The 26,902-nt window shown below is 29.0% G+C and carries 15 protein-coding genes; all 15 read right to left on the bottom strand.

Annotation, left to right across the window (positions count from 1 at the left end; translation table 11 throughout):
- Positions 1-41 precede the first annotated feature (41 nt).
- The 15 genes from CLPUN_RS09240 to CLPUN_RS09170 all read right to left on the bottom strand — a co-directional run bounded on the left by CLPUN_RS09240 (position 42) and on the right by CLPUN_RS09170 (position 26,902).
- A complete protein-coding gene (locus CLPUN_RS09240; RefSeq protein ID WP_077847003.1) occupies positions 42-1,511 on the bottom strand; it encodes a serine hydrolase domain-containing protein in 1,470 nt (489 codons plus the stop codon).
- Positions 1,512-1,811: 300 nt separating this feature from the next.
- Positions 1,812-3,566 carry an ABC transporter ATP-binding protein gene (locus CLPUN_RS09235; RefSeq protein ID WP_077847002.1) on the bottom strand — a complete coding sequence of 585 codons (1,755 nt, stop codon included), beginning with the start codon at positions 3,564-3,566 and terminating at the stop codon, positions 1,812-1,814.
- 76 nt (positions 3,567-3,642) lie between these two features.
- Positions 3,643-5,547, bottom strand: coding sequence for a family 43 glycosylhydrolase (locus tag CLPUN_RS09230; RefSeq protein ID WP_077847001.1), 1,905 nt, complete (start codon positions 5,545-5,547; stop codon positions 3,643-3,645).
- Between the two features lie 156 nt (positions 5,548-5,703).
- Positions 5,704-7,272, bottom strand: coding sequence for a glycoside hydrolase family 43 protein (locus CLPUN_RS09225; RefSeq protein ID WP_077847000.1), 1,569 nt, complete (start codon positions 7,270-7,272; stop codon positions 5,704-5,706).
- Positions 7,273-7,456: 184 nt separating this feature from the next.
- Positions 7,457-8,920: an extracellular solute-binding protein gene (locus CLPUN_RS09220; protein WP_077846999.1), complete on the bottom strand. Its 1,464-nt coding sequence runs from the start codon at positions 8,918-8,920 to the stop codon at positions 7,457-7,459.
- A gap of 380 nt (positions 8,921-9,300) precedes the next feature.
- Entirely contained in the window at positions 9,301-10,755 is a 1,455-nt protein-coding gene (locus tag CLPUN_RS09215) for an extracellular solute-binding protein (protein WP_158078737.1), read from the bottom strand.
- Between the two features lie 153 nt (positions 10,756-10,908).
- Complete coding sequence (locus CLPUN_RS09210) at positions 10,909-11,775, bottom strand: carbohydrate ABC transporter permease (RefSeq protein ID WP_077846997.1); 867 nt, start codon at positions 11,773-11,775, stop codon at positions 10,909-10,911.
- On the bottom strand, positions 11,775-12,719 hold the full coding sequence (locus CLPUN_RS09205; protein ID WP_077846996.1) for an ABC transporter permease: 945 nt from the start codon (positions 12,717-12,719) through the stop codon (positions 11,775-11,777). Before CLPUN_RS09205 ends, CLPUN_RS09210 begins: the two co-directional genes overlap by 1 nt.
- Positions 12,720-13,044: 325 nt before the next feature.
- A complete protein-coding gene (locus tag CLPUN_RS09200) occupies positions 13,045-15,282 on the bottom strand; it encodes an AraC family transcriptional regulator (protein WP_077846995.1) in 2,238 nt (745 codons plus the stop codon).
- 301 nt (positions 15,283-15,583) lie between these two features.
- Positions 15,584-19,024 (bottom strand): glycoside hydrolase family 2, encoded by a 3,441-nt coding sequence (locus tag CLPUN_RS09195; RefSeq protein WP_077847013.1) that lies wholly within the window; start codon positions 19,022-19,024, stop codon positions 15,584-15,586.
- 92 nt (positions 19,025-19,116) lie between these two features.
- Entirely contained in the window at positions 19,117-20,709 is a 1,593-nt protein-coding gene (locus CLPUN_RS09190; RefSeq protein ID WP_077846994.1) for a response regulator transcription factor, read from the bottom strand.
- 17 nt (positions 20,710-20,726) lie between these two features.
- Positions 20,727-22,535, bottom strand: a complete 1,809-nt coding sequence (locus CLPUN_RS09185) for a histidine kinase (RefSeq protein WP_077846993.1) — start codon at positions 22,533-22,535, stop codon at positions 20,727-20,729.
- A gap of 177 nt (positions 22,536-22,712) precedes the next feature.
- Positions 22,713-24,599 carry a sialate O-acetylesterase gene (locus CLPUN_RS09180; protein ID WP_077846992.1) on the bottom strand — a complete coding sequence of 629 codons (1,887 nt, stop codon included), beginning with the start codon at positions 24,597-24,599 and terminating at the stop codon, positions 22,713-22,715.
- 282 nt (positions 24,600-24,881) lie between these two features.
- Positions 24,882-26,006, bottom strand: a complete 1,125-nt coding sequence (locus CLPUN_RS09175; RefSeq protein ID WP_077846991.1) for a family 8 glycosyl hydrolase — start codon at positions 26,004-26,006, stop codon at positions 24,882-24,884.
- Entirely contained in the window at positions 26,006-26,902 is an 897-nt protein-coding gene (locus tag CLPUN_RS09170) for a carbohydrate ABC transporter permease (RefSeq protein WP_077846990.1), read from the bottom strand. Before CLPUN_RS09170 ends, CLPUN_RS09175 begins: the two co-directional genes overlap by 1 nt.

The raw sequence follows: 26,902 nt of genomic DNA, 5'->3' as shown, positions 1-26,902 counted from the left end.
TTTTATTTAAAATTATATAGTTGTCACTTTCTATTTATTGGTTATTCATAAGCAATTCCTGTCGCTATGCCATCATAGTTATTTAATATTCCTTCGACTGATTTTTTCATTGAAATAGTTACAAATTCATTATTAAAACCAATATTAACTCTTATACTTCCTAATACATAGCCTATTAAATTAACTTGTAAACATAATATATTTTCAGACGTCCACGCTGCTGAAATCATAATAGGTATTTTAAATGATTTCTCATTAAATTGATTTGTTTTGCCTAATATAAATAGAATTTTAAATTTCCCATCATTATTTTCATATTCAATAAATCCCTCTGTCTTGTCAAAAGTAATCTTCAAAAATTTTATTCCCATTGAATTACTTTCCAGTATATATTTCTTACCGTTAATTTTATTTGAATATGAAGATACAATTTCACCTTGTATAGGTTTTGTAGAAAGATTATCTATCTTTTCTTTTAGTTGGATATAATTTTCATCGTTTTTTAATGGTTTATATAATTCATTATTTTTTAGTGGTGTATACTTTTTCTCAATAAAGGGAAATATCTGCTGCCAAAAAGCATCATATATATTTTGCAGTCCTGTTGGATTTCCTTGAGTATCAGCTGTTGTTGTAAATATAATTTTATATTGTGGCAGACAAATAGATAGTTGTCCACCCATTCCATATAGTGTAAAGCCATTGTAACGAGATTTCCAAAACTGAAAACCATATCCTTGCTGTTCATCAATGACTGGTTGAATAAAAGTGTCCACCTGCTTCTTCGTAGCCTGATGTAAATATTCTTTAGGTATCAATTGTTTACCTCTGTAATATCCATCATTCATACATATATAAGTTAATTTTGCCAAATCTCTCATAGTGCAAATTAATCCGGATCCTCCTTGTGAAATTCCCATAGGATCTTTTAAAAACTTTGCTTCTTTTGAAAAATCTATGTGATTTAATACTTTTTCTCTTAAATAATCCATAAGCGATTTTCCACTAAGTCTTTCTACAAGTGCAGATAGTACATGAGTAGCTGATGTATCGTATGAAAAAATAGTTCCTGGATAATGAGATGGCTTTATGGTAAAAAAAGATTCAACCCAATCATTATTATTTTCTACTTTATATGTTGTCTTATTATGAGCTGTTCTCATTGTTAACATATCCTTAATTGTAGTTTTCTTAATGTAATCATGAACACCATCTTTAGGAATTTTATCTAGAAAATAATCACATATATAATCAGTTATTTTTAATTTTCCTTCTTCCTGCAATAATCCTATTGCAATTGATGTAAAGCTCTTTCCTACTGAATACATCCGATGCTGAAATTCTTTATTAAAAGGCTTCCAATAACCTTCTGCAAATACTTCATTTCCTATTGCCATAAAAAAACTATGTATATTTACTTGATTCTCTTCTAATTGCTTTATAAACTTTAAAATTGCCTTTGATGGAACCCCTACTTTTTCTGGCGTAATTTCTTTAAATATACTATCCATTTTACTACTCCTATTTATTAAATTTTTAAATAATGGTATAAAGTGGATTTACAACACTTTTAATTTAAAATGTACATGTTTAAACTTCCAATCATTCATTTTTCAATTTTCTTCTCTCTAACTCTAAATTTTATGGACATTTCACGTCAAAAAATTCTATTCTTTCCTCAATATAAACAAAAAATGATAAGTCACGTCTCAATATATTAATATCTACATAAGAATTATACCGGCCTCATAGTCTACTATTAATTTTAATCGCTGACTTATCATTTTCTAAAATATCATATACCATATCTATTACACCTGTTGCTTTTTCAAATTATAAAATTCCTTTTTAAGCTCCATTAACTCATCATATGTACCAATTTCAACGCATTTCCCTTCTTTAATAACTGCAATTCTATCTGAATCTTGAATTGTAGATAATCTATGTGCTACTATAAAAGTTGTCCGCCCTTTTTTTAAATTATTAAGTGCACTTTGTATCTTTTTCTCTGAAATACTATCCAGTGCCGATGTTGCTTCATCAAGGACAATAACCTTTGGATTTCTAATAATAGCTCTTGCAATAGCAATTCTTTGACGCTGCCCACCTGATAATTTTCCACCATTTTCACCAATCCATGTCTCTAAACCCTCTGGCAGTTCTTTTATTAATTTAGAAAGATTGGCTGCTTGAACTACTTTCTCTAACCTTTCCTCTGAAATATCTGACATACCATAAGTAATATTGTCACGAATTGTTCCTGAAAAAAGTATTGTATTTTGAGGTACTACCGCTAAATATTTTCTATATGACCTCAAGTCAATTTGAGTTATGTCATTTCCATCTAAATAAACTTTACCACCAGTTGGAAGAATAAAACCAATTATAATATTTAATATAGTAGATTTACCGGCTCCTGATTCTCCAACAAAAGCCATAGTTTCTCCTTTAGCTATTTGAAGATTTAATCCATTTAATATATTCTTCTTCCCACTCGGATACTGATATTCTATGTTTTCAAATACAAATTCACCATTTACATGGCTTACTTCCTTTTTCTTTGAATTACATTCAATATCATGAGCTAATAAAATTTCTCCAACAGAATTTACTGATTCTAATCCTTTAGATATAGTTGGAATCAACATTATTATTCCAGATACTTGGTTAACAACTGTTGTAAAATATGTTTGATATAGTACAACATCTCCAACAGTTATTTTCCCATAATATGCTAAAGTACCAGTGAAAACTAAGCAGATAAGTTGAAATATTTGAAATACCGCCCAGCTTGTGGAACCGAATAAGGACTGTATTAAATCCAAATTCAATCCCTTCTTAGATACTTTAGCTAACTGCCTATTCATTTTACTTATTTCTTGTTTTTCAAGAGCATGAGCTCTAGTTACAGGAAGCATTTCAACCATTTCCATAACTTTTGCTGAAGTTTCTTCCATTTCTAATCTAAAATCTTTATTTCTCTTTTTTATTTTTCCTCTAAAAACTACAGTTACAATAGCAGCAATAGGTACTGTCATTAAAAAGAAAGTAAATACAGTTTTGCTTTTATATAAAGTAACCCCTAACGCTACTGCTAAGTTAATTATAATATTTAGTGAACTTACAAATAACTGAGCTGACAGAATTTCAACAGCCTCTACATCTCTCATAATTTTAGATTGGAGTCTACCTGACTGCATTTCTTTATGATATAATATGGACAATTGTTGCAGTTTTTTTACTAAGGCACTCCTAAGTTCTGCTTCCACATAACGAATTGCTAAACTATGAAATTTTGTATGATAATAATTTGAAAAAATATTTTGTAAAACAAGTATAACCATAATAACAACATTAATATAAATTTCATAAACATTATGTTCTAATGGACTCGTTGCAATATTAATTATATTTGCTGTAATAATAGGAAGTACCCATGCTGGAGTATGCTTAATTGCAAAGCATACTGCTGAAAGAATCAATTTTAAATATGTTCCTTTATAAAGGGAAATTAGAATTTTAAAAGGACGTTTTTGATTCTTCTCATAACATTTAATTACATCCATTATTTTTCTCCTTAATTTATTTAATCACATCTTTTATATATCTTCTATTTATTAAATTATAGAAGATTATGATTTTCTACTTTAATTTTTTTATATTAAAATGTTCAAATTTTGCCCATAACTCAATCATATTTCCAGCATAGCTATACACCCCTACCATAGCACCAGTAAATCTTTTTCCTTTTTGAAGCCCTTCATCACACAAATAATAAACATTATGAAGGTGTGCTATTTTTATCCATTCTTTATTTCCTAATCTATAATAAAAAGTTCTTTCAAGGTATTTTGTCTCTATCTTTAATTCAATTTCGTCTAAATTTAATATTAAAATTTTATTTTGCTTATAATATTTATTATTAATCCACTCTTCAACATTTATGGAATATCCATCTTCTTCTCCAAATATACCAAACTTCAAATAGGTATTTTCATCATAATAACAAGTCATTCCAATATTTTGTCCTTCAGTCATATTAGTTAAATAAAGTTTACACTCTGCTGTAAAACAAAAATCCTTTTGACGCCTTACAACAATACTTCTACATCCAGTGTCATTTATATCTAAAATATCGCCCTTTAAATATAAACAACTGTTCTTTATATAATATGAATTCTCCTTTGGTGCTCGTGGAAACATCCAATCCAAGCCTAGCTTATCTCCATTAAAATCATCAGCTAAAGTATCCTCCCAAATATTCTCTGGCAAATTAGGTTTCTTTTGAAGCACACTAGGTCCATTTAAATTATTGATTATTGGCCAATTATCAGCAGTCCATGTGATTGGATCCATAGCAGTTTCTCTTCCAAGAATACTATATTTACCCTCTACCATTCTGCCGCATAAATAAACAATATACCATTCTCCATTTTGTGTTTGTACTGGCTTACCATGACCGGCTCTTTGTATTGCTGCTTTTTCATCTAGTTGGCGCAGAATTGGATTATATGGACATGATTCATAAGGTCCCATTAAAGTTTTAGAACGAGCTACTGAAATTCTATGGCCAATACCTGTTCCACCTTCTGCTACAAATAAATAATAATATCCATCTTTCTTTAATAAATGAGCTCCCTCTGGTGCACGCCTATTATCTCCATACCATAGTAACTGAGGCTTAGATATTATATTTTTAGCCTCTTTATCAAGTTCAAAAATTCTTGCTCCACGATTTAAAATCATGTAACGTCTTCCATCATCATCTGTAAAAAGGGATGGATCAATTCCATCTTCATCTAAAAATACTGGTTCTGAATATGGTCCTTCTGGATTAATAGAAGATGTTATCATTTGTTTTCTATACACAGTGCCATTATCATTAAGGCGATATGTTGCTGTAATATAAAATCTTCCATTATAATATGAGATATCTGGTGCCCAATATCCTCGACCACCTTCTAATTCTTCAAGATGAGCATATTCAGAATTTGCAATAGCATGTCCTACAATATGCCAGTTAATTAAATCCTTTGAATGTGAAATTGGAATACATGGGAAGAATATGAAAGATGAATTTACCATATAATAATCATCACCAACTCTTAAAATAGAAGGATCAGGATGTGTTCCTGTAATAATAGGGTTTTTATACATTTGTGATAATCTTCCATTACAAACACTTTCAAAATACTTTTCTACTTCTACTGCACCGTGTACACTGGCTTCTTCATAAGGTGTAATTCTGTTCTTATCTCCATGAAAAATTGACATTCCAACTCTTTCTACAAGATAACGAACTAATTCAACATTATTACTCTGTGCAGCATAATGTAAAATTGTTCTATTATCTTCATCTACAACATTCATGCTAGCTCTTGTATATTCAACAATATATTTAACCATTTCAAGATTACCAGTTTGTGCTGCTACAAATGGAGCCCATATTCCATTTTCATCATTTTCTTCGATGGCATTAGGTGTTTCCATGTTAATCTTTTTTAGCATTTCAATATTATCTAATTTAATTGCTTCTATAATATTCATTTTATATCTCACTTTCGCGTTACTACCTGTTGTTATTATGTTTTTTTAATCTTAATATATAAGTTCTAATTAATTTGTTACCTTAAAATCATATGCAGCAAATAAATATATGTGGCTTATTTAATACATATAGACTTTTTTGGTCTTTACTATTTTCTAATATTTATCTACTCTCATAACATTAAAATATGAAAATTGAGTATATCCACTTTTCTGAGTTTTTCCATCTGCAATTGCAAAAATACCAATTTTTGCTCCAACCCAAGTTGCTGCCTTAGGTGAGAAGCTCCTTGTTTCCTTACTCCAAGTTCCTCCATCTAAACTATAAGAAAATGAACCTTTTTGATCATCTTTAAAATTAAATCTGAAATATATTTCATTATTATTTTGGCAAGGTACTCTTTTAATTTCTATTTCACCTCTATTTCCTCCTGTTTCTTCTGATTCAAAATACACTATACTTATTTCTTCATTTTCATGTTTTATACAAATACCAGCATATTGTTCACCAATAATTAACATTCCAGCCTTTCCTTCAGATGGTATATTAGAAAAATCCATTTTTGTTTCAGCTACGAATTCTGGACACATAATCTTTTGAGTCAAAACATTAGCACTATTCCAAATTACAGCCTTTTCTTTATCTGTAGTATTTAAATTATATAATCTTAAATAACCTGGATTCTCTGTTAAAGAATAAAAATTATCATTAGAATTAGCTAGCCACTGCCATTGATGTCCAAGAAATTTATTTGTAAAATCATCGCTTGCTTCTATCTCACACGATTCAACTATAGGTACTCCTTTTGGTTTTGTATATTCCAGTACAGGTTCTCCAATTCCATCTCCATCAATGTCTACACCAATAATAGGCCATCCATCTTTCCATTTTACCGGCTGAAGATGGCAAATTCTTCCGTATGCTTCTTTATCTTGAAAATGAATAAACCATTCTTCTCCTAATAAAGTATCTACCAATCCCCCTTGATGAGGTCCATTTATATAAGTATTTCCTTGATGCATTACTATTTTTTCTTCATATGGTCCATAAATAAATTCACTTCTTAGTGCAGTCTGCCATCCTTGTTTTACTCCCCCTGCTGGTGCAAGAATATAATACATTCCATCTCTTTTGTAAAATTTAGGTCCTTCAATAGTAGGCTGTGTTTCAGTTCCATCAAAAATAAATCTATCTTCTGTAATAGCTGTTTTTCCATCTGGACTAATTTCAAAAATTCCAAGCTTGCTCTTAAAACCAATTCTGCTTTTAGCATATCCATGGACTATATACGCTCTTCCATCTTCATCCCATAATGGACAAGGATCGATAAATCCTTTACCTTCTCTTACACAAATAAGTGGTGACCATTCTCCTAATGGATCTACGGCACTGGTCATAAAAATTCCTTCATCAGGCATTCCTACAAATATCCAGAATTTATTATCATAATATCTAATACTTGGTGCCCAAACACCCCTTCCATGAGCAGGTGATTTATAATCCTCATAAGGTATCTCTTTTACTGCATAATTTACAAGTGACCAATTTACTAAATCCTTTGAGGTTAAAATAGGTAAACCTGGAATATAGTTAAAACTCGACGCAGTCATATAAAAGGTGTCTCCCACTCTTATGACATCTGGATCTGAGTAATCAGCATATAATATTGGATTTTTGTACCTTCCATTTTCTAAGTCTGCTTTCCACAACAAATTTTTTTTCATAAGTCCTCCTTAAAATATATAATAATTGGGGATTAATTCTGATAAAATTAATTAATATCTATTTTTATTTACAAATAAATTTAATTTTGGTCTAATAGTTAGAACATTTATTTATCACCTATAATAAGGAAATACGATAAACATATAAATATATTTATCGCTTTCCCTTTATTTAAGCAGCTTACTACTTATCCCCATTCATTTCTTTAATTACATCATCAATTCCTAAATTTTTAGCTTCATTAATATAAGCATTAAATCCATCCTCTACGCTGGATTTTCCCATAACAATTTGTGCTATACTTTTTGCTTTTAATTTTATTAAATCTCCATTAATTTTTGCTAACTTCTTAGATACTGGTCTTGCTATTGATTGAATTCCATATTTTGCCATCAATTGATTTGATGAAGTAACTCTACTATCTACCACTATGTTTTTAGTACTATCTTTCATTGGTGTTATAGCAGAATATGGTGCATAAAATGCTTTTTGAAGTGGTTCCTTTGGATTTTCTGGATTTTCAAGCATAGTTATATAATCTCCATCTTGTTTCCAATGAACACCTTCCACTCCATTTTGAAATAAAATTTGCCCTTCTCCGCCATCATGCATATATTGTACAAAGTATTTGAATACACCTTCAACATTCTTACAATCTTTTGAAATACAGGTAACCGCTGGTACTCTAAGTAAATAATTTTTTGATTCTTTTATTGGTGGAATTGCTACCATTTGTGCAGTTGGAACATTAGCTTTTAATCTATCGTCAAGCTGAGGTGCCCAATTGGCCGCCCAATAATTAAATACTCCAACACCTCCTGAGAACCATTTATCTCGACAAGCAGATGTAGTATTAGTAACAACTTCTTGATCAAGCAGTCCTTCTTTGTAAGCATCTTGCATTCTTTTTAATGCACCTTTCATGTTTTCTTGTTGCATTCCATCTACCCATTTTCCATCTACTTTAGTAAATTCTGGAGTAGCATCTTGATAAAAATCTTTTAGGTAAGTAACAGCTTGGTCTTCATATAATTTTGCTGCTGTTACAGGAGTTTTACATTCTGGAAGTGTTTTAAATGCTCGTAGCATATTAATATATTCATCATATGTTGTTGGTACTTTTAAACCAAGCTTGTCTAACCAATCTTTACGTACATAAGTAATAGTACCTGAATTTAATTCAAATGGTACACCATATATTTTCCCATCTATTGTAACACTATCCCAAGCTGCTTTATTTTCATTAGTAATTAATCCTGATGCTTTTACTAAATCAGTTAAATCCGCTAGTGCTCCTTGTGATGCATATCGTGGAAGGTCATCTTCTCCTGCTAAATTAAATACATCTGGTGCTTTTTTACTTGCAAATGCAAGTTCAAGATTTTGCTTGTAATCATTGTTATTCATTGGGGTAAAATCTAATTCAATGCCTGTTTTTTTAGTAAAATCAATTTTCCACTCCTCATATTTTTGCTGAGCACTAAGACCAACATTAATATACCACAAAATCTTTTCTGGCTTTTTCACTTCTTTAGTGTTTTGTGCTGATGAACCACCTGAACTTTTTCCTGCACATCCTGCTAGTGCTGACATTGACATTACTGTTGCTACCCCCAAAGCAACAAGGATTTTAACTCTTTTTTTCATAAATATCCTCCCTTTTGTGATATTCACAATATATCATATTTATTTAATAGTTAATTACAAATTAATTATAATTTTTAATTTGTAAAATTAATTTTAACAATTTTATTATAAGTTTTTTGTTAATACTAATTTATTTATCCTTGTAATTATTTTTATTGCTTTGGTAACCTTAAAAGTAAAACTAAGCTTCATATATAAGATTACAAAAACATGTATATCGTTTTCATATTCTATAAAAAATTTTTCCCCAAATTAAGTTCTAAAAAGTTTGTATTGTAATAATTATATTGTTACCTATAGCTAGTCTATTAAGTAAGAGTTGTAAAAATACCTAATAGACTAACATATAGAATTAATGTTTAAATTATACTTAAATCTTACTACTTAGTGCCATTCATTTCTTTTAGTACTTCATCAATACCTAAATTCTTAGATTCACTTTCATAAATCTTTAAACCTTCATCAATACTTGCTTTTCCCATAACAATTGCAGCTATAGTTTTAGCTTTTAATTTTGTTAAGTCACCGTTGATTTTAGTTAACTTCTTAGATGTTGGTTGAGGAATTTGTTGTTCTCCATTTTTTTTCAATAATTCTAAACTCTTAGTAACTCTTTCATCATATACTACACTCTTAGTCTTATCTTTCATTGGTGTCAAACGAGCATATGCTGGATTATATGCACCTGGAAGTGCTTCTTTTGGATTTTGTGGATTTGGAAGCATTGTTGCATGGTCTCCATCTTGTTTCCAGTGTACCCCTTCAACTCCATTTTCAAATAATACTTGTCCTTCTCCACCATCATGCATGTATTGTATAAAGTATTTAAATACACCTTCTATATTTTTACAATCCTTCGAAATACATGTAACCGCTGGAACACGAATATTATATTTAAGTTCTTTTATAGCTGGAAGTGCTACCACTTGTGCATCTTTAACATTAGCTTTTAATCTATCTTCAAGTGATTGATTCCATGTACCTGCCCAATAGTTAAATACTCCAACTCCTCCTGCATACCATTTGTCACGAGCAGCAGATGTAGTATTAGTAATAATTTCTTGATCAATTAATCCATCTGCATATGCATCCTTCATTCTTTGTAACGCAGCTTTCATATTTTCTTGCTCCAAACCATCTACCCATTTATCACCCACTTTAGTAAATTCCGGAGTAGCATCTTGATAAAAGTCTTTTAAATAAGTAACTGCTCCATCTTCAAATAATTTAGCTCCAGTGAAAGGTACTTTACATTCTGGAAGTGTTTTAAATGCTTTTAACATATTAATATATTCATCATACGTTGTTGGTACTTTTAAACCAAGTTTATCTAACCAGTCTTTACGCACATATGTGATAGTACCTGTATTGGCTTCCCATGGCACCCCATATATTTTTCCATTGATTGTTACGCCATCCCAAACTGCTTTATTTTCCTCAGTAATTAATCCTGATGCTTTTACTAAATCAGTCAAGTCAGCTAATGCACCTTGTGATGCATAACGTGGAAGATCATCTGCACCAGCTAAATTAAATACATCTGGTGACTTCTTACTTGCAAAAGCAAGTTCAAGATTTTGTTTATAGTCATTGTTATTCATTGGAGTATAATCCAGTTCAATTCCTGTTTTCTTTTTATATTCATCTTTCCATTCTTCATATTTTTGCTCTGTGTTAAGACCTACGTTAATATACCATGAAATCTTTTCTGGTTTAGCAGCCTCTTTTGTACTCACTGCAACCGAACTACCTTTATTGCCACATCCAACTAATGTGGTCATTGTCATTACTGTAGCTAACCCCAAAGCCACTAATACTCCTGCTCTTTTTTTCATAAATATCCTCCTCTTGTGCATTGCACTATCTAGTCTTTTTGTAATATTTTAATTCAAATTATAATTATATATTTTTATTTGAATTCATTTAGTAATTTTAAATTTATATTAGTTATTCTTTGATACAATATACCAATGATAAGAATTAATACATTATTCTTTTACTCCTCCAAGTGTTACTCCTTTTTGGAAATACTTTTGAATAAATGGATATACTGCTAAAAATGGAGCCATTACAACAATAATAACAGCGCTCTTAAGCATATCACCTGAAACTACGGATTGAGAAGTTCCTACAGCTTGATCCATTAATACCAGTTGTCTTACTTTCAATTGGAAATTTTGTAACATCGGATCTTGAATATATAATTGGAAATGCATGAAATCATTCCACATTGCAACTGCAATAAACAATCCAATTGATGCTAAAGCTGGTTTTGATAAAGGAAGTACTATTCTCCAAAAAATACCGATAGGTGTACAACCATCTAATTCTGCTGCTTCATAAAGTGCTTGTGGAATTGTTTGGAAAAAGCTCTTCATTAAAATTATGTTATAAGCAGTTAATGTAACTGGTATAATTACTGCAATAAAGTTATTCATTAATCCAAGATATGATACTGTTAAATATGTTGGTATTAACCCTCCATTAAATAACATTGTAAATAAAATCATATTTACAAAAAATCTATTTCCAGGCATATTTTTTTGAATAATAACGTATGCTGCTAAAGTTGTTAATAATAGACCTACTGCAGTACCTATAACTGTTGTAATTATTGAAATAACAAATGGTTTAAAAAGATCTTGTCTGCTTAATATCTGCTCATATGCGCCAAAATCAAACTTTTGAGGCCATATACGCATTTGAGCTGAAGCAGATGGGTCAACAGAATCTACAAATACTTTTAATACAGGAATGATCATAGCAAGCATAAAAAGCACTAAGAATATATATGCAAAAATTAAGAAAATTGCTCTTGATCTATGACCTTTTTTAAAAGAAAGCTTTTCATTCATTATATAATTCCCTCCCCTGTTACCTTCTTGCTTACCTTATTAGTAATTAGAACTAATATTACTGAAATAACAGACTTAAATAAACCTGCTGCTGTAGATAATCCATAGTCTGAATTTTCAACACCTATACGATATACGTATGTTTGTATAACATCAGCTTTATCAAGTACCATTGCATTTTGAAATACCCAAACTGATTCAAATAAATTAAGTACTTTTGCCAATTCTAAAATAAATACAACTAATATTGTATTTCTAATTGCTGGTAAAGTAATATATAAAACTCTTTGAAGTCTAGTTGCACCATCAATAGTAGCGGCTTCATGCATTGATGGATCAACACCTGATAAGGCTGCAATAAATATTATTGTTCCCCATCCAGTACCTTTCCAACGTTCTATGAATAAGAATATTGGTGTCCACCAGTGCTCATCAGCTAAAAAGTAAATTGGATCAACTCCAAATAAACCAAGCACTGCATTTACTATACCATCTTGTGGTGACAAAATTAATGAAAATACTGATGCTATTACTACCCATGAAAGAAAGTGTGGAATATAAATTATAGTTTGTGTTAATTTTTTAAAATTCTTACCTCTCACTTCATCAATGAGCAAAGCTAATCCTACGCAGCATATCATACTTAATCCTAAATTTAATATACTAATGTATAAAGTATTCCCAAAGGCCCTTATAAATGCTGTACTTTGAAATAATGTTATAAAATTATCAAATCCAACAAATTCATTAATTCCGAATAATCCCCAATCAAAGAAGGAAATTAAAATCCCAATCATTGGAATATAGTTAAATACCAAGAATGCTAAAAATACCGGAAGAAACATAAAATAAAAATATCTATATTGGTATATTCTTGTTTTTAACGAAGTTTTATTTCTTTTTATATTTGTTGTTACCATCTCATTTCTTGTAATCTGAGCCATTATTTTTACCTCCATATTTATACTGATTTTTTATTTTTTCTTTTGTAGCCTAATCATCCTTTCTAATTAATAGTTTAATGCGAACAGCAAACACCTATATAATTCAAGATGTTAACGTGAACAGCGTGCGCTGAAATGCTTTTCATGTGATAATATTAACATTATCACAATTAAAATTAAAGATACAATCCTTTACATTTAAAATTTTGTTCCTTTTGTTTAATTTATAATAAATACATTATTTTAACTATCCATCTTTCATTTATTACTAAAGCCATATATAAGCTTGTCTTATATATGGCTTTAGTTCAACATAGATTATATATTACTTGTTCACATTTCTTAACCCTTTAGGACTAATTCCCTTAACTTTCTTAAATGCTCTTCTGAAAGATTGTACACTATTGTACCCTACTTTCTCAGATATAGTATTTATTGTATCATTTGAATTTTCTAAGAGATTGCATGCACTGTCTATTCTTACTTTCTCTACATAATCAGCAAAATTCACTCCCATATTTCCTTTAAAAATTGTTGAAACATATCCCTCTGAGATATTAAACTTTGAAGCAATTAATGCCAGTCCTAGATTTGAATTCATATACTGTTCATTAATATAACTAACTATTTTTTGAATCAACTTGTTTTGTGTGAATGTCTTTTTTTTCTGCATTTCCTTGCATAAATACTGACATATAAATTTCAATTGTTTAAAATATGTATCTTTTTCAATATTTTGTTCTTTAATTATTTCATTTATTTTATTAATCTCACCTTGTATCACACCTGATAAAATAAAATTAGAAGAAAGTGTTAACATAATCCGATTATGAAGCTCTAGCATCATATTTCCGCTTATATTTCTCCTATTAAAATTTTCTTTTTGTAATATATCTATTAATGAATCTAGATTAGAAATATCTGCAGCACGTATACTGTTAATAATTTTTTCCTGAAATAATTCTGGATAATACATTTCTTCTTTATCATCTAATTCCTTACTATATTTAGTGACTCTTTGCTTTTCATAATTTAAATTTGCTACTTTAGCTTCTTCACATGCACGCCAAATATCCAATATATTTTTACAGATACAGCTTATGCCCCAAGCTGTATCTACAGAATATTCTTTTAGCATTAATTCCTGAACTTCTTCTACTAATGCTTTAACATTATCTTCTTGATTATCTTCATTAATATGAAATATTGCTAAAGTAGTCAAGTAATCACGTTCGTAAAACCAAACAATTTTTTTTGTCCTTTCCATAATATGCTTTTGTATCAAATGAACTAGGACTTGTACTTCTTCTAATGTCTGAGAATCAACTTCATAAAGGTCATTATTTAAAAACAAACGAAATGACACCACTCTAAACTTTGTACAGTTAATTTCTATTCCAACTTTTTTTGCTAGAATATTTAATTCTTTATCATTTACAAAATCACCTTTTACAAGCTTAGTTAAAAATTCATGTTTTAACATTGGCTTATCTAACTCAATCTCCTCTAAAAGTGCTTGATTATTTTGAACAATTTTTGATACTATTCCTCCAAGATTTTTAAAATTCCTAGGAATATTATTATCTATATATATGTTAAACATTTCATTAATTGGCTTTCCTTTTTTAATAGACATATATAATGCTAATCCAATTCCCAATGCTAATGCTAAAAATATCAACACAATTACCAAAATCGTCAATTGATTTAATTTTGACATAGCAATTTTCGCTGGAATGACCACTATAAAATTCCAATCAGTAACATTAGATTTAGATGTAATCACAAATAGATCTTTGTCCTTAACAAGACCTTCTTTGGGCAAATCAATTCTATTAAGTTTTTCCTTATACCCTGCAAAATCTTCTGACCAAATTAATTCTTTTTCATTATTATAAATGAAAACTGAACGTTCATTGGATTTGTCATCAAAATTAAGAACTTTTTTCAATTTATACTCATTTATATTAAATATAATAACTCCAACTACATCTCCATTCATCTCAGTTGCAAAAGGTTTAATATACTGGAGATTACCATTGATATTTGTATAATAAGGTACATAATCTTTATTGTTATCACAAATTTTCTTCAATTCATTTAAAGAAAGATTGTTCTTATTTTTTATGCTATTTTCAAAATCGCCTAATTTATATAAGGCATTTTGATATATAACATAATCTGAATTATTCATATAAATATATGAATCTTCTACAAGATTAACTTCTTGATAGCGCATTAAATTATAATATTCATCAATTACTGATGATGCTTCTTCTAAAAAAGAACTATCTACCTTCTTTTTTTCTGCTAAATCACTTATTCTAGAATTTTGTGAAATTTGCAAAGCTTTTGATTCCATAGCTTTAATTTGAATATCAAGCAAACTCTTACTATGGCTAAGCATTGTAATATTAGATTCACTAATATCCTGTTCTGTTACATTAAAAGCTGACTTAAATCCACAAACAAGTATTATAAGGGGCAGAATCAGCACTATTGTATACGATAACAAAAATTGAACTATTAGGTTATTTAAATATATGTTTTTTAATTTATTCACTCTTCCCACCCACCAAACAATATTTATACATTTTTGATTATAACATTTTATTTTAATATTGCATACCAATATCTTCTAATCTAAATGGATTAACATACAACAAAGGCCGTAATTTTATAGAATACTATTGAAATTTCTCATTAAATTTGTATCCTTATATATATTATATTTAATCTATGCTAAACATTCTATAAAACAGTAAAGAGTTTTGCTTTTTAAACAAAACTCTCTACTTTCGCCATTATTTTATATAGAATACAAATTTTCATATTTACAATGAACTTAAATTTACGTTCTCTTACTAAGATTTAAAGCAAAACCATCCAAAATCAAAATTGCATCCTGGAAGAAATATAAAAGTAACTTTTTGCATTCCTTCTATCTTTTCCAATTCAAATACTTGCTCTTCATATCCATTAGACTGTGTGAATTCAACAATTTGTTTATTCTCACCTTCAGTATTAGAAAATTGAATATGAATAGTATTTTTATCAATAGGTGATCTTCCATAAATCACAAGTTTAGTAGCCCCAGTATTGGCAAAATCCATATCTTCAAATTCTATTGAAACATTATTACCTATTCCTTCAACACTATTTGCTTTTATTTCAAAGGCATCTCCATAAATATGATTGCATCTCGTAGTCATATTTTGCTCAAAAGCTTTATTCTTTCTTTCAAAATAAAATCCTTTTATATGGACCTTAGCATGAAGAACAAAGCAAATTGAGGTAATACCCTTAAGTCTTTTTGATAAACTATAAGTTTCTTCTTGATACATATTCCATTTAGATTCTTTTTGATAAATTACATCAGCTAATAATATACTTTCATCTTCTTTTGGCATTCCCTCCCAAATTTGCAGAGAGTACTCTTCACTTGACAATGCAAAAATTGGAATAATTATAGTATCTGAACCATAAATTCCAAAGTCAATTTCATGAAAACCTACTTGTGTTTCTCCATCTCTACTTGTAGCTATTCCTCTTTCATTTCCATTTCCAACTTCACCTTTACTATAATCATAGAGTCCTGCCGATATAAATCCATATGGGTTTTTATACGCTGAACCTAAACCAATCGCCTTAAATTCAAGCTCTGATATGATCTTTATCTTATCAGTTCCATTCTTGCTGGTGCAACGAATCCTAAATTCACCATCCCCTAAAGCAGTTACCTTTGCTTCATCTCCGAAAGCTTCTATCTTTGCGATGTTTGAAATAATCCCAACATCATTTACAACACTCCATTCTATATCATTGTAAGAAGTACCTTGGGGATAAACCCTCGCATTTATAGCCATTTCTCTTTTTTCTTCATTAAATAATTGTCCTGACGAACTTATAATTTCAATCTTTCTCAAGGGTATTTCTTTACTATTTCCCATAACACATGCCGTATCTTTATTCGTCATAAAAACAGAAATTCCATCTATTATTTTCTTTTTTTCTTCAATAGCTTGAAATTCTATATTTTTACTTTGTAGTCCTATAGATGACACTTCCATATGAATCTTTCCAGGTTCTAAAGTTGCTGCTATAATTACCATTAACTTGCCACTAAACAATCGTCTACTTGTTCCTTTATATTGATCGTAATCTGTACTATCACCATTATCAAGACCAACCAAGCGTCCTACACCAGTTACATTGACACTAACTCGGTTATTTGCATTCTCTACAGTATTTCCATATTCATCTTTCATAGTAATTTCAACAAAAATCAAATCAGTACCATTTGCAGTAAGTTTTTCTTTGTCTGCATTCAAACAAATTTTCTTTGAATCTCCAAACGATTTTTTTGAATCTGTTGCAATAATCTTACCTGCTTCATCGTAAGCTATTGCTTTTATTTCTCCTTCTTCATATGGAATCTTCCACCATCCCACTATTTCTGTTCCATTTTTATGATCAATATTGTGACTCCCTATTACTCGTCCATTTAACTGTAGTTCAATTTTAGGCGCATTAGAGCATACTCTGACATCAATTATTTGATATTTATTAAAATCCCAGTAAGGAAATATGTGAACCATTGGCTTTGTCTTGTAATCTGTCCATTCTGCTTGATATATATAATAAGAATCCTTTTTTAATGTAGCTGTATCAATCTGTCCAAAATATGAGTTCTTAGTATGATAAGGTGTAGGTTCCCCTATATAATCAAATCCAGTCCATATAAATTGTCCTAAGGAAAAAGGTGTATTCCTTTCTTTTATAATACAAGCTTCTGCTGATTTTGCCCCCCAGCTTGTTGAACTATTTCCAAGTGCAGAACATTGTTCATCATCATCTGCAAGGATTGATTTTTCAAAAGGAAAATGATAAATTCCTCTGCTTTGTACTAATGAAGCAGTTTCACTTCCATAGATAATCCAATCTGGATGTTCTTCATGATGCTTCTGATAATATTTTTCTGCATAATTATATCCTGCTAGCTTAACTATGTCAGCACATTTTTTTGCATTTTCCCACGGCATATAATTAGAGCCTATAGTAACCTTTGCATTTTCTTTTGGATCATATTTTTTTACATAATCCATAAGCATTTTAGCTACTTTTTGTCCTCTTTCATCAACATGAGTATCATAAATCTCATTTCCAATACTCCACATTAATAAGCTTGGATGATTTCTATCTCGAATCACCCAACTTTTAATATCTCTATGAGCCCATTCTTTAAAGAATCTTGCATAATCATAAGAAGTTTTTGATCTTTCCCACATATCAAAAGCTTCTGAAAGCACAAGCATTCCCATTTCATCTGCTAAGTCCATAAGTTCTGGAGCAGGCATGTTGTGTGCTGTTCTTATAGCATTTGCTCCCATTTCTTTTAGTATGGTTAATCTTCTTTTCATAGCAGTTTTATTAAAAGCAGCTCCCAAAGCTCCTAAATCATGGTGTTCGCAAACTCCATTTAATTTCATTTTCTTTCCATTTAGCTTTATACCTTCATTTGAGTCAAATGAAATTTTTCTAAATCCAATCTTCTGATCTATAGACTCCACTTTTATATAATTTTTATTTAACTCTCCATCTATGCTAACTATATATAATTCAGTTATTAGTTTATAAAGGTTCGGAGTTTCCGTACTCCATAGCATAGGATTTTTTACAAATAACCTTTGCAGATTATTCAAGTTTATTTTACTGCCTTCAAAAATATCTTCTGAAATTGTAACAATAATTTCATTTTTATACATAATAGTGTGTGAAATTTTTGCATCTTTATAAATATTCAAATTTGTATCAATTTCTACTTCCCAACCATCACCTGCTTCTTTCATTGTTACATAAATTCCATCTGTTAAAATATGATTCTTATCTCTTGTTTTTAGCCATACATTTCTATATATACCAGCACCAGAATACCATCTACTATTAGGACTTTCATATATAACTTTTATGAGAATTTCGTTTTCCCCTTCAACTACTGCATCTGTTATATCATGTTCAAAAGATGAATATCCATATTTCCACTCTCCTACCATTTGTCCATTTACATACAAAGTAGAATTCATATAAACTCCATCGAAGTATAATAGAAACTGCTTTTCCTCTTTATTTACTATAAATCTCTTACGATACCATCCAATACTATTTTCATAAAGATTTAATGTATTATATATAAGCCAATCATGTGGTACATCAATTTTTTCAAAACTTAAAGGTTCATTATTTATCTCTTCTAAGTTACTTTTAGCAAATTCCCATCCATCATTAAAAAGTATTTTCTTATTCATAACTTTCTGCAATCACTTCTCTCTTTATTTTATTAAAATAAATGTTCAATTACTTACTACATTTATGCAATCTTTAGATTTTATAAATTTACTTAACAGAAAAATTGTTTTCTATATTGTAGTGGTGTTTTTCCTTTTAGTTGAACAAACTTATTTATAAAATAATCAGGATTGTTATATCCAACTGTTTCTGCAATTTTATAAATTTTCTCGTCACTACGTTTAAGTAACTCTGAAGCTTTCTCAATTCTGTATGCGTTTAAATAATCTTTAAAGGCTACATTATATTGTTTTTTGAATATTTGTCCTAAATACGCACTATTAATATAATATTTTTCACTTAAATATTTTAGGCTTAACTTTTCCATATAATTTTCTGAAATTTCCTTATCAATTTGATTTAAAATTCCTTGAAATGAATTTTGCCTTAATTGATTTAAATACTTAGAAAATTCTAAAGAAAATCGTTCTAAATGTTTTAAACTTCCCCTGCTTATTATTTGTTCAAACGAAACCGAGCTAATATATTGCATCACTTCACCTTGATTAACTCCAGAATCTAATTCCTTTGCAACATTAATCAAATTACACAATAAATAATTAATGTTAATCTTTATAATTTCTAAATCTATTCTATACTCTTTAAAGCTACAGTAAATTTTATTAACACATTTTTTAATTTCGTCTTCATTATTTTCTTCAATTTCATGAATTAAATTATCCATATATTGTTTTTCTATATTACAGCCAAGTTCCTTTTTAGTTGTCATTTCATCATAGTATGTTATATTATTTTCATTAGAAAAATCTGAAAACAATTTAGCTACAGTTGCAGATTTGTATGATAATGCCAAATCTTCAATAATGCTGACTTTTTGTCCTATATAAATATAAAAATCATATTTTTGAATTTGTTTCATACTTTTTTCTAAATTTAAAATATAGTCTTTTTCACTAATATCTTGTTCTAACACCAATCTCTTATCATAAATAAATCCAATGTCATAGCAATCTTTATAACTAGTAATATCAACGATTACATTATAGTAATTTTCACCTAACCATCCAATTATATTCTGATAAAAGATCTGTTGCCCTTCTCTTTTTTCAGCTTCAGAAACATTAATATATTCATCCTTGTTGTAATTAATTTCAATAATTATATATCTTAATTCAGCAGAAAATTCTTGATATTTTTTTACATACTCTAAATTAGAATTATTACATTTATCATTTATAATTTCATTTAAATATCTATCATATACTACCTTATCTTTTATTTTTTGTATTGTTTGTTGTTTTTCTTGCTTTATATACTCTTCCTTAAAAGCAATTAATACTTTAATTAATTCATCTTTTTGAATTGGTTTTAAAATATAATCTTTTACATTATATTTTATTGCTTTTTTAGCATACTCAAACTCATAATAACCACTTAATACAATAAATTTAACTTCACACAATATATTATCATGTACATATTCAATTAACTCAATACCATTCATTTCAGGCATTTTTATATCTGCAATTATTAAATCAATATCTTTCTTTTCTAATTCTTTTATTGCTTCAAAGCCATTTGCAGCTTCTCCAACAATTTCATAACCATATTGCTCCCAATTAATCAAAATCTTTAATCCTTGTCTTATAAAAGGTTCATCATCTACTATTAAGATTTTAATCATTAATAATTCCTCCAGTCTTAATAATAATTGCCTACATTAACTCCCTTACTAGCTTGCTTTGATTCATCAATATAAATTTGTATAGTGACTTCTGTCCCCTCTTTTAGCTTACTATTAATTTCAAATTTCATATTATTATTACAATAAGTTTGCAAACGCATATAAGTATTAAGTACACCTGTACTTTTACTGCTATTAAGCATATCTATTTTTACATCTTGTAACATAGTTCTAATTCGATTTAATTTATTCTCCTCTATTCCAATTCCTGTATCGAAAATTTCTATAAATAGACTATTTTCATCTTTAAATACAGCAACATTGATACTTGCATTATGCGATACTGCTTCAATACCATGAACACATGCATTTTCAACAAAACTTAATATAGATAACTTTGGAATCCTTATGTTTTTGCAGTCTTCCATAATATAAAAACTAGAAGATAATTTATCACCAAAACGATATTTTTGAATTTTAAGATAATTTTCTACAAAAAGCATTTCATCTTCAATAGTAATATAATCTTCTCCCCAATTTATTGTAGTTCTTAATAGAATTGATAAATTTTCAATTATTCCTGCTGTTTCAGCTTCCCCTTTTATTAAACTCCTCATACGGATACTTTCAAGAGTATTAAACATAAAATGAGGATTTACTTGGCTTTGGAGTGATTTCAATTCAGCTTGTTTTTTAGCTAATTCAAGTCTTTGCTTTTCTGTATCCCTCTTAAATACTACTTCTATTAATTCTTTAATTCTTAAAACCATTAAATTATAGCTTCGAATTAAATTTCCTATTTCATCCATTCCATTGTTGCAGTCAATAGTATGAAATTCCTCATTTTCTACTTTTCCTAAATATAAACTAAGCAATCGTACTCTATCTCCAATGGAATATGATACTCCTACAATAATTATAGTTGGTAATAATAAATTAAAGATTATTAATCCAAATAATATCTCTTTTTTCTCCACAATTTTTGATAAAGGATTGACTTCATCTGCTGTAATAACAATATTCCATTCTTCATTTGCAACCTTAAATCTAAAGAAATCGTTTAATTTAATACCCTTTTCTTCTATATTATTTATAGTATCAAATTCTTTTAATTTAATATCAGATACATTATTTGAAAATAAAATATAATTTTTATTACATACATATAAATTGTCTACCATTTTTTCTTTTAAAATATTTTTACGAATTACATTATAATCAAGATCTATTTTTAAAATATTTTCATTTTTATCTCCAAAGTTGTCCAGTTTTCGTGTAATGCTAATTGTTCTAGCAGTATTCGTTGATGGCGAGTTCTCTTTTTCCTTATCATAATATACAGATATGGTCATCGCTTTTCTATTACTCTGGAACTGTCTATACCATTCACTTTCTCTAATTTCTGATGTTAATTTTCTAAAGTTGCTACTATCGCTTATAGTATTATTATCGGTGTATACAGTAACTTGATATACATGTTGTGAATTATAGTAATAATTAATCACATTATTTTGCAATAAATAATTATATCTTTCATAATATTCTAGAAGATTATTGTATCTTTCGGTAATAAAATCATTTAAAATTATATCACTATGTAAATGATTTGATACCAACACACAATCATCTAATACAGCTCCCAAATCATATTTGACTCTATCTATAGTATGATCCATATTTATTCTTTGCTCTTTTACTGCATTGCTTTTTATAGTTAAATAAACAATAGAATTAGTAACAATCATTGGGATTAAAACACAAAAAAGATATATCATTAAAAGCTTTGATCTAATGCTATAATTATTTAACACATCTATTTTTTTCATAGTAATACCTCTTTTCCCAATTTATTGTTAATTCTAATTTCTATAATACATTAACCTATATGGTTAATCAATAAATTATATATCAAAAATTTGCTATTGTTTTTTAACTAAATTAATACTATAATCACAAATTCCTCATTTGATTCCCTTTTGACTGAATTTATTCATACATATTTCCTAATCTGTGCAAAATGGCGAAGCTGGCAATCCTTCCTTATTATATAAGGTCACTTCAGCTGGATTATCTGCAAAACAATACCTTACCCCTATTGGATTTTGGATATTTTTATTATAAACTTTTACAAATTCGCCTTCTATAAAAGCCTCTGCCGGCACATATTTTTTATCTTTCCCACATATAGCAAAATGTTTAAGTTTTTCACCTTTTGCAACCAATCCACTACCTATATTCGAGAAATACAATTGAATTTCTTTTCCATTCTTCTTCATACTCTGATATAATGGACCACTATAGATAACCTCTTCTCCATACGCAAATTTTTCAGCTGTCAAAGCAAGTCTTTTTCCTACATCTTTTTTATTCATTGGATGTAAGTCATTATATTCTCCTAAATCAATAGCAACTGCCATAGCTGTATTTTTAACTTTCAATACTCTTCTTTGTAAATCTCTTAATTTTGCCCAATTGCTTTCACCACATACCTCTGAAGGTTTCATATAATTTGCAAGCTGAACATATAAAAATGGAAATTCCCCTATGTTCCATTCCTCTCTCCATTCTTTTATTAATATTGTAAATAATTCTTCATAATCATTAGGATAATCAGTATTTGATTCTCCTTGATACCAAATAACACCTTTAATTGCATATTTCTTTAATGGTGAAATTACTCCATTATACAAACCCGTTGGTTTATATTGAAAAAATGTTTGTCCTTCTAATAATTCCATTTTACAGCCTATTTGGAATTTCCATTCCCCAGTCAAATCTATTTCTTGATTATTTGCAATTAACTTATATGGCTTATCTTTAATGAATTCACCTATGCTGGTATTACTAATGACACGTAATGCTATTATATTTTTTCCTTCTTTTAATATTCCTTTAGGTAAATCATATTTTCGAGGTGGATATCTATACTCGGTTTTTCCTACAAATTCTCCATTTATATATGCTGTATCACTATCGATTATAGCACCTAAAAATAATTTTGCCTTGCAATTTACCATAGATGCAGGTACATATATTTCTTTTCTAAACCATACTGCACCATTTAATTTATCTAACTGAGTATTTTTCCACTCTTGTGGTATAAAAAAGCCATTCCATTTAACATCATCATATTCTTCTTCATACCATCTATTATTTTCATTTTTATAACCCTCATCAGTTGCATCAATTTTTTGATACCAAGCATTAATTCTTTTTTCATCTTCTTTCATTACTTTATTAATATAGAAAGCATCTTTACAATTATTAATTATATCTTTAAATCTAGGAAACTTTTGTAATGACTTTTCACTTATCCAAGCTTCTACTGGAGTACCTCCTACAGCAGTTGCAATAAGTCCTATCGGCACTTTGTATTTGTCATATAATTCTTTTGCAAAAAAATATCCAACAGCACTAAATTCTAACGCACTTTCTGGAGTAACTGACTTCCATCCGCTACCACCAGATAAATCCTCTTGTGGATTTTCAAAATTATAATTTTGCTCAGTAAAAAACTGACGAATATTAGGATTTAAATAACCATATATTTCTTCTTCATATAAATCTATAACTCTATTTACAGGTAGTTCCATATTAGATTGTCCACTACAAACCCAAACATCACCTATCAATATATCTTTAATTCTACGCTTATTATTATGATTGTCTGTAATAACCATTTCATAAGGACCACCGGCTTCTAAAATATGAAAATTTACTTCCCACTTTCCATTTCCATCAGCAGTTGATTCATATGTTTGCCCTAAAAATTCAATTTTTAATTGCTCTGACTTATTAGCTTTTCCAGAAATCTTTGTTTGATTTCCTCTCTGAAGCACCATCCCATCGCTTAGCAAACATGATAATGATATGTTATCTTCATATCCCATATTTATCATTTCCTTTTCTAAAAGAAAAACAAATCAGTTTGATTTTCTTTATTAATTTTTTAAGTCTCTAATATTATTTAACTATTAGGTTATACTCAAGCCTTTAGAACATTACCTATTTACTCAAAATTAACTTAAATTCCTGCTATGAAATATAGGAACTCCAAAAAAATATACAAATGTAGAATTAACTAAATAGGATTCTTCTTCTACTGCACATATTAATGGACTAAGATAAATTCTCAATAAAATTGTTTTTTATTTTATTAATTTTACCCAAACTTACTTCCAAATTTTATAATTTCCGCTTAACGCTAAAAATGCGAACACATATAAACAATTATCATAATATCTTCTTTCACCTGTTCTTAAAGGTGTATTCCAAAATAAATCTACACACTTTTTTCTATACTTACCCTTACTTGCTAAGGAAGCCATTGCATTAGTTGCTATAATAGCTACTGGATGTAGAGCCTTTTCTTCAATAATAGTTCCATCTATTTCATATACTAAATCTGCTTTACCTTTAACAGCTTCACAAAAGAAAGTTTGAATCTTATCTGAACATTCACATTCCCACTTTGAATTTTCAAACCATTCATAAGACAAACCTAAATTAGCTGGTACTCTATAAGAATCACTATAATATCTTTCATGCTTGTCTTTAACATATGGACTTCCATCATAATGTGAGTATTCTGCTGCCAAACCTGTAACAGGATCGCAGGCTTTTTTTAGAAATTCTCTACTACAGTGCGCTGCTTCTTTCCAAAATTCATGATCTTCCTCCATACTCCAAATAGAAAACAATTCATAAAAATGTGGCAGATGATATGATGGATCTGTGAATTTAAGACCTGGAACAAATTTTATTAATTTATTTTTCGGATCCCACATAGGATCTCCCTGTTCTTTTTCCCCCTTATGAACGCATTCGTAAAGAAGCTTTCTAGCTTCTTTTGAGTAATTAAAAATTCCTTCTCCATTTCTCCATCTGTTAGCTGCAAAGAATAATGCTAATGCAAAATATTCTTCGCCATCTGATGCTGGCCCATTTGAATTTTTTTCTCCATTAGGTTTTACTGACCAAGCAAAATAACCTTTATTCCATCCATCTTCCATGTACATATATGTTTTTGCCCACTTCCAAAGTTTATCAAATTCTTCCTTCATATTTCTTTGAACACACATCATCATAGCATATGACATACCTTCTGTTCTTACATCGTTGTTTCCAGTATCAATAAAGCATGCCATGTCATCACCAACTGGATTATATAATCTTTCATCTTCATTTCCAAAAAAAATTGTTTTATAGATATATTCTAATTTATTTTCAATTTCTTCTTCTGAATATCCATATTCCTTAAAAACATTGTTATAAATATCTGTTTTATAAGCACTCATTATTCTTTTACGCCTCCAATAGTAAGACCTGATACAAAATATCTTTGTAAGAATGGATAAAGACATACAATTGGCAATGCTGTTACAATTGTGACTGCTGCACGAACTGATTTAGGTGTTACAATATTCCCTGCATTTTTCATCATATCTACTGTACCTGATGTACCTTGTTGAGTTGTGGCTGATAACAATTTCATAAGTTCATATTGAAGTGTTGTTAAAGAGGGGTCAGATGAACAATATAACATTGAATCGAACCAAGAGTTCCATTGTCCTACTGCTATAAATAATGCAACCGTTGCAAGAACCGGTTTACATAAAGGTAATATGATTTGAATAAATATTCTAAAATCTCCTGCACCATCTATTTTAGCAGATTCTGATAAACTATCTGGTAATCCATTCATAAAAGTTCTTATAACAATCATATTAAAAGCACTAACTAAACCAGGTATAATATATACCATAAAATTATTAAGTAAGTGTAAGTTTTTTATTAATACATACGTTGGAATCATCCCTCCTCCAACATACATAGTTAATACATACATAAATGAAAGGTGCTTTTTAAATATAAATTCTTTTCTACTTAAAACATATGCAAGCATTGCTGTTAAAAATACTTGTAATAATGTAGCTATTACAGTTCTTGAAACTGATATAAATGCTGCCTGTTTTAAATTTTGATTATTAAATACTGTTTCATAATTTTTAAGAGTGAACATTCTTGGCCATAGGTGAATCCCACCCCTTACAGAATCAATACCATCGTTAAATGAAACAGCTAATGTATTCCATATAGGGTACAGTGTAATAATTACAAATATCACCATAAATATTCCTATAATAGTATCCCATATAATATCATGCTTACTTCTTTTTCTAATACCTGCCAT

It is taken from the genome of Clostridium puniceum (assembly GCF_002006345.1).
Taxonomy (GTDB): Bacteria; Bacillota; Clostridia; order Clostridiales; family Clostridiaceae; genus Clostridium; species Clostridium puniceum.
This window is presented reverse-complemented; position numbering and strand designations above follow the sequence as displayed.

What these genes read in the sequence shown, in the direction of transcription:
- CLPUN_RS09240 (WP_077847003.1), bottom strand. Translation starts at nt 1,511, where the DNA reads ATGGATAGTATATTTAAAGAAATTACGCCAGAAAAAGTAGGGGTTCCA.
- CLPUN_RS09235 (WP_077847002.1), bottom strand. Translation starts at nt 3,566, where the DNA reads ATGGATGTAATTAAATGTTATGAGAAGAATCAAAAACGTCCTTTTAAA.
- CLPUN_RS09230 (WP_077847001.1), bottom strand. Translation starts at nt 5,547, where the DNA reads ATGAATATTATAGAAGCAATTAAATTAGATAATATTGAAATGCTAAAA.
- CLPUN_RS09225 (WP_077847000.1), bottom strand. Translation starts at nt 7,272, where the DNA reads ATGAAAAAAAATTTGTTGTGGAAAGCAGACTTAGAAAATGGAAGGTAC.
- CLPUN_RS09220 (WP_077846999.1), bottom strand. Translation starts at nt 8,920, where the DNA reads ATGAAAAAAAGAGTTAAAATCCTTGTTGCTTTGGGGGTAGCAACAGTA.
- CLPUN_RS09215 (WP_158078737.1), bottom strand. Translation starts at nt 10,755, where the DNA reads ATGAAAAAAAGAGCAGGAGTATTAGTGGCTTTGGGGTTAGCTACAGTA.
- CLPUN_RS09210 (WP_077846997.1), bottom strand. Translation starts at nt 11,775, where the DNA reads ATGAATGAAAAGCTTTCTTTTAAAAAAGGTCATAGATCAAGAGCAATT.
- CLPUN_RS09205 (WP_077846996.1), bottom strand. Translation starts at nt 12,719, where the DNA reads ATGGCTCAGATTACAAGAAATGAGATGGTAACAACAAATATAAAAAGA.
- CLPUN_RS09195 (WP_077847013.1), bottom strand. Translation starts at nt 19,024, where the DNA reads ATGAATAAGAAAATACTTTTTAATGATGGATGGGAATTTGCTAAAAGT.
- CLPUN_RS09190 (WP_077846994.1), bottom strand. Translation starts at nt 20,709, where the DNA reads ATGATTAAAATCTTAATAGTAGATGATGAACCTTTTATAAGACAAGGA.
- CLPUN_RS09185 (WP_077846993.1), bottom strand. Translation starts at nt 22,535, where the DNA reads ATGAAAAAAATAGATGTGTTAAATAATTATAGCATTAGATCAAAGCTT.
- CLPUN_RS09180 (WP_077846992.1), bottom strand. Translation starts at nt 24,599, where the DNA reads ATGGGATATGAAGATAACATATCATTATCATGTTTGCTAAGCGATGGG.
- CLPUN_RS09175 (WP_077846991.1), bottom strand. Translation starts at nt 26,006, where the DNA reads ATGAGTGCTTATAAAACAGATATTTATAACAATGTTTTTAAGGAATAT.
- CLPUN_RS09170 (WP_077846990.1), bottom strand. Translation starts at nt 26,902, where the DNA reads ATGGCAGGTATTAGAAAAAGAAGTAAGCATGATATTATATGGGATACT.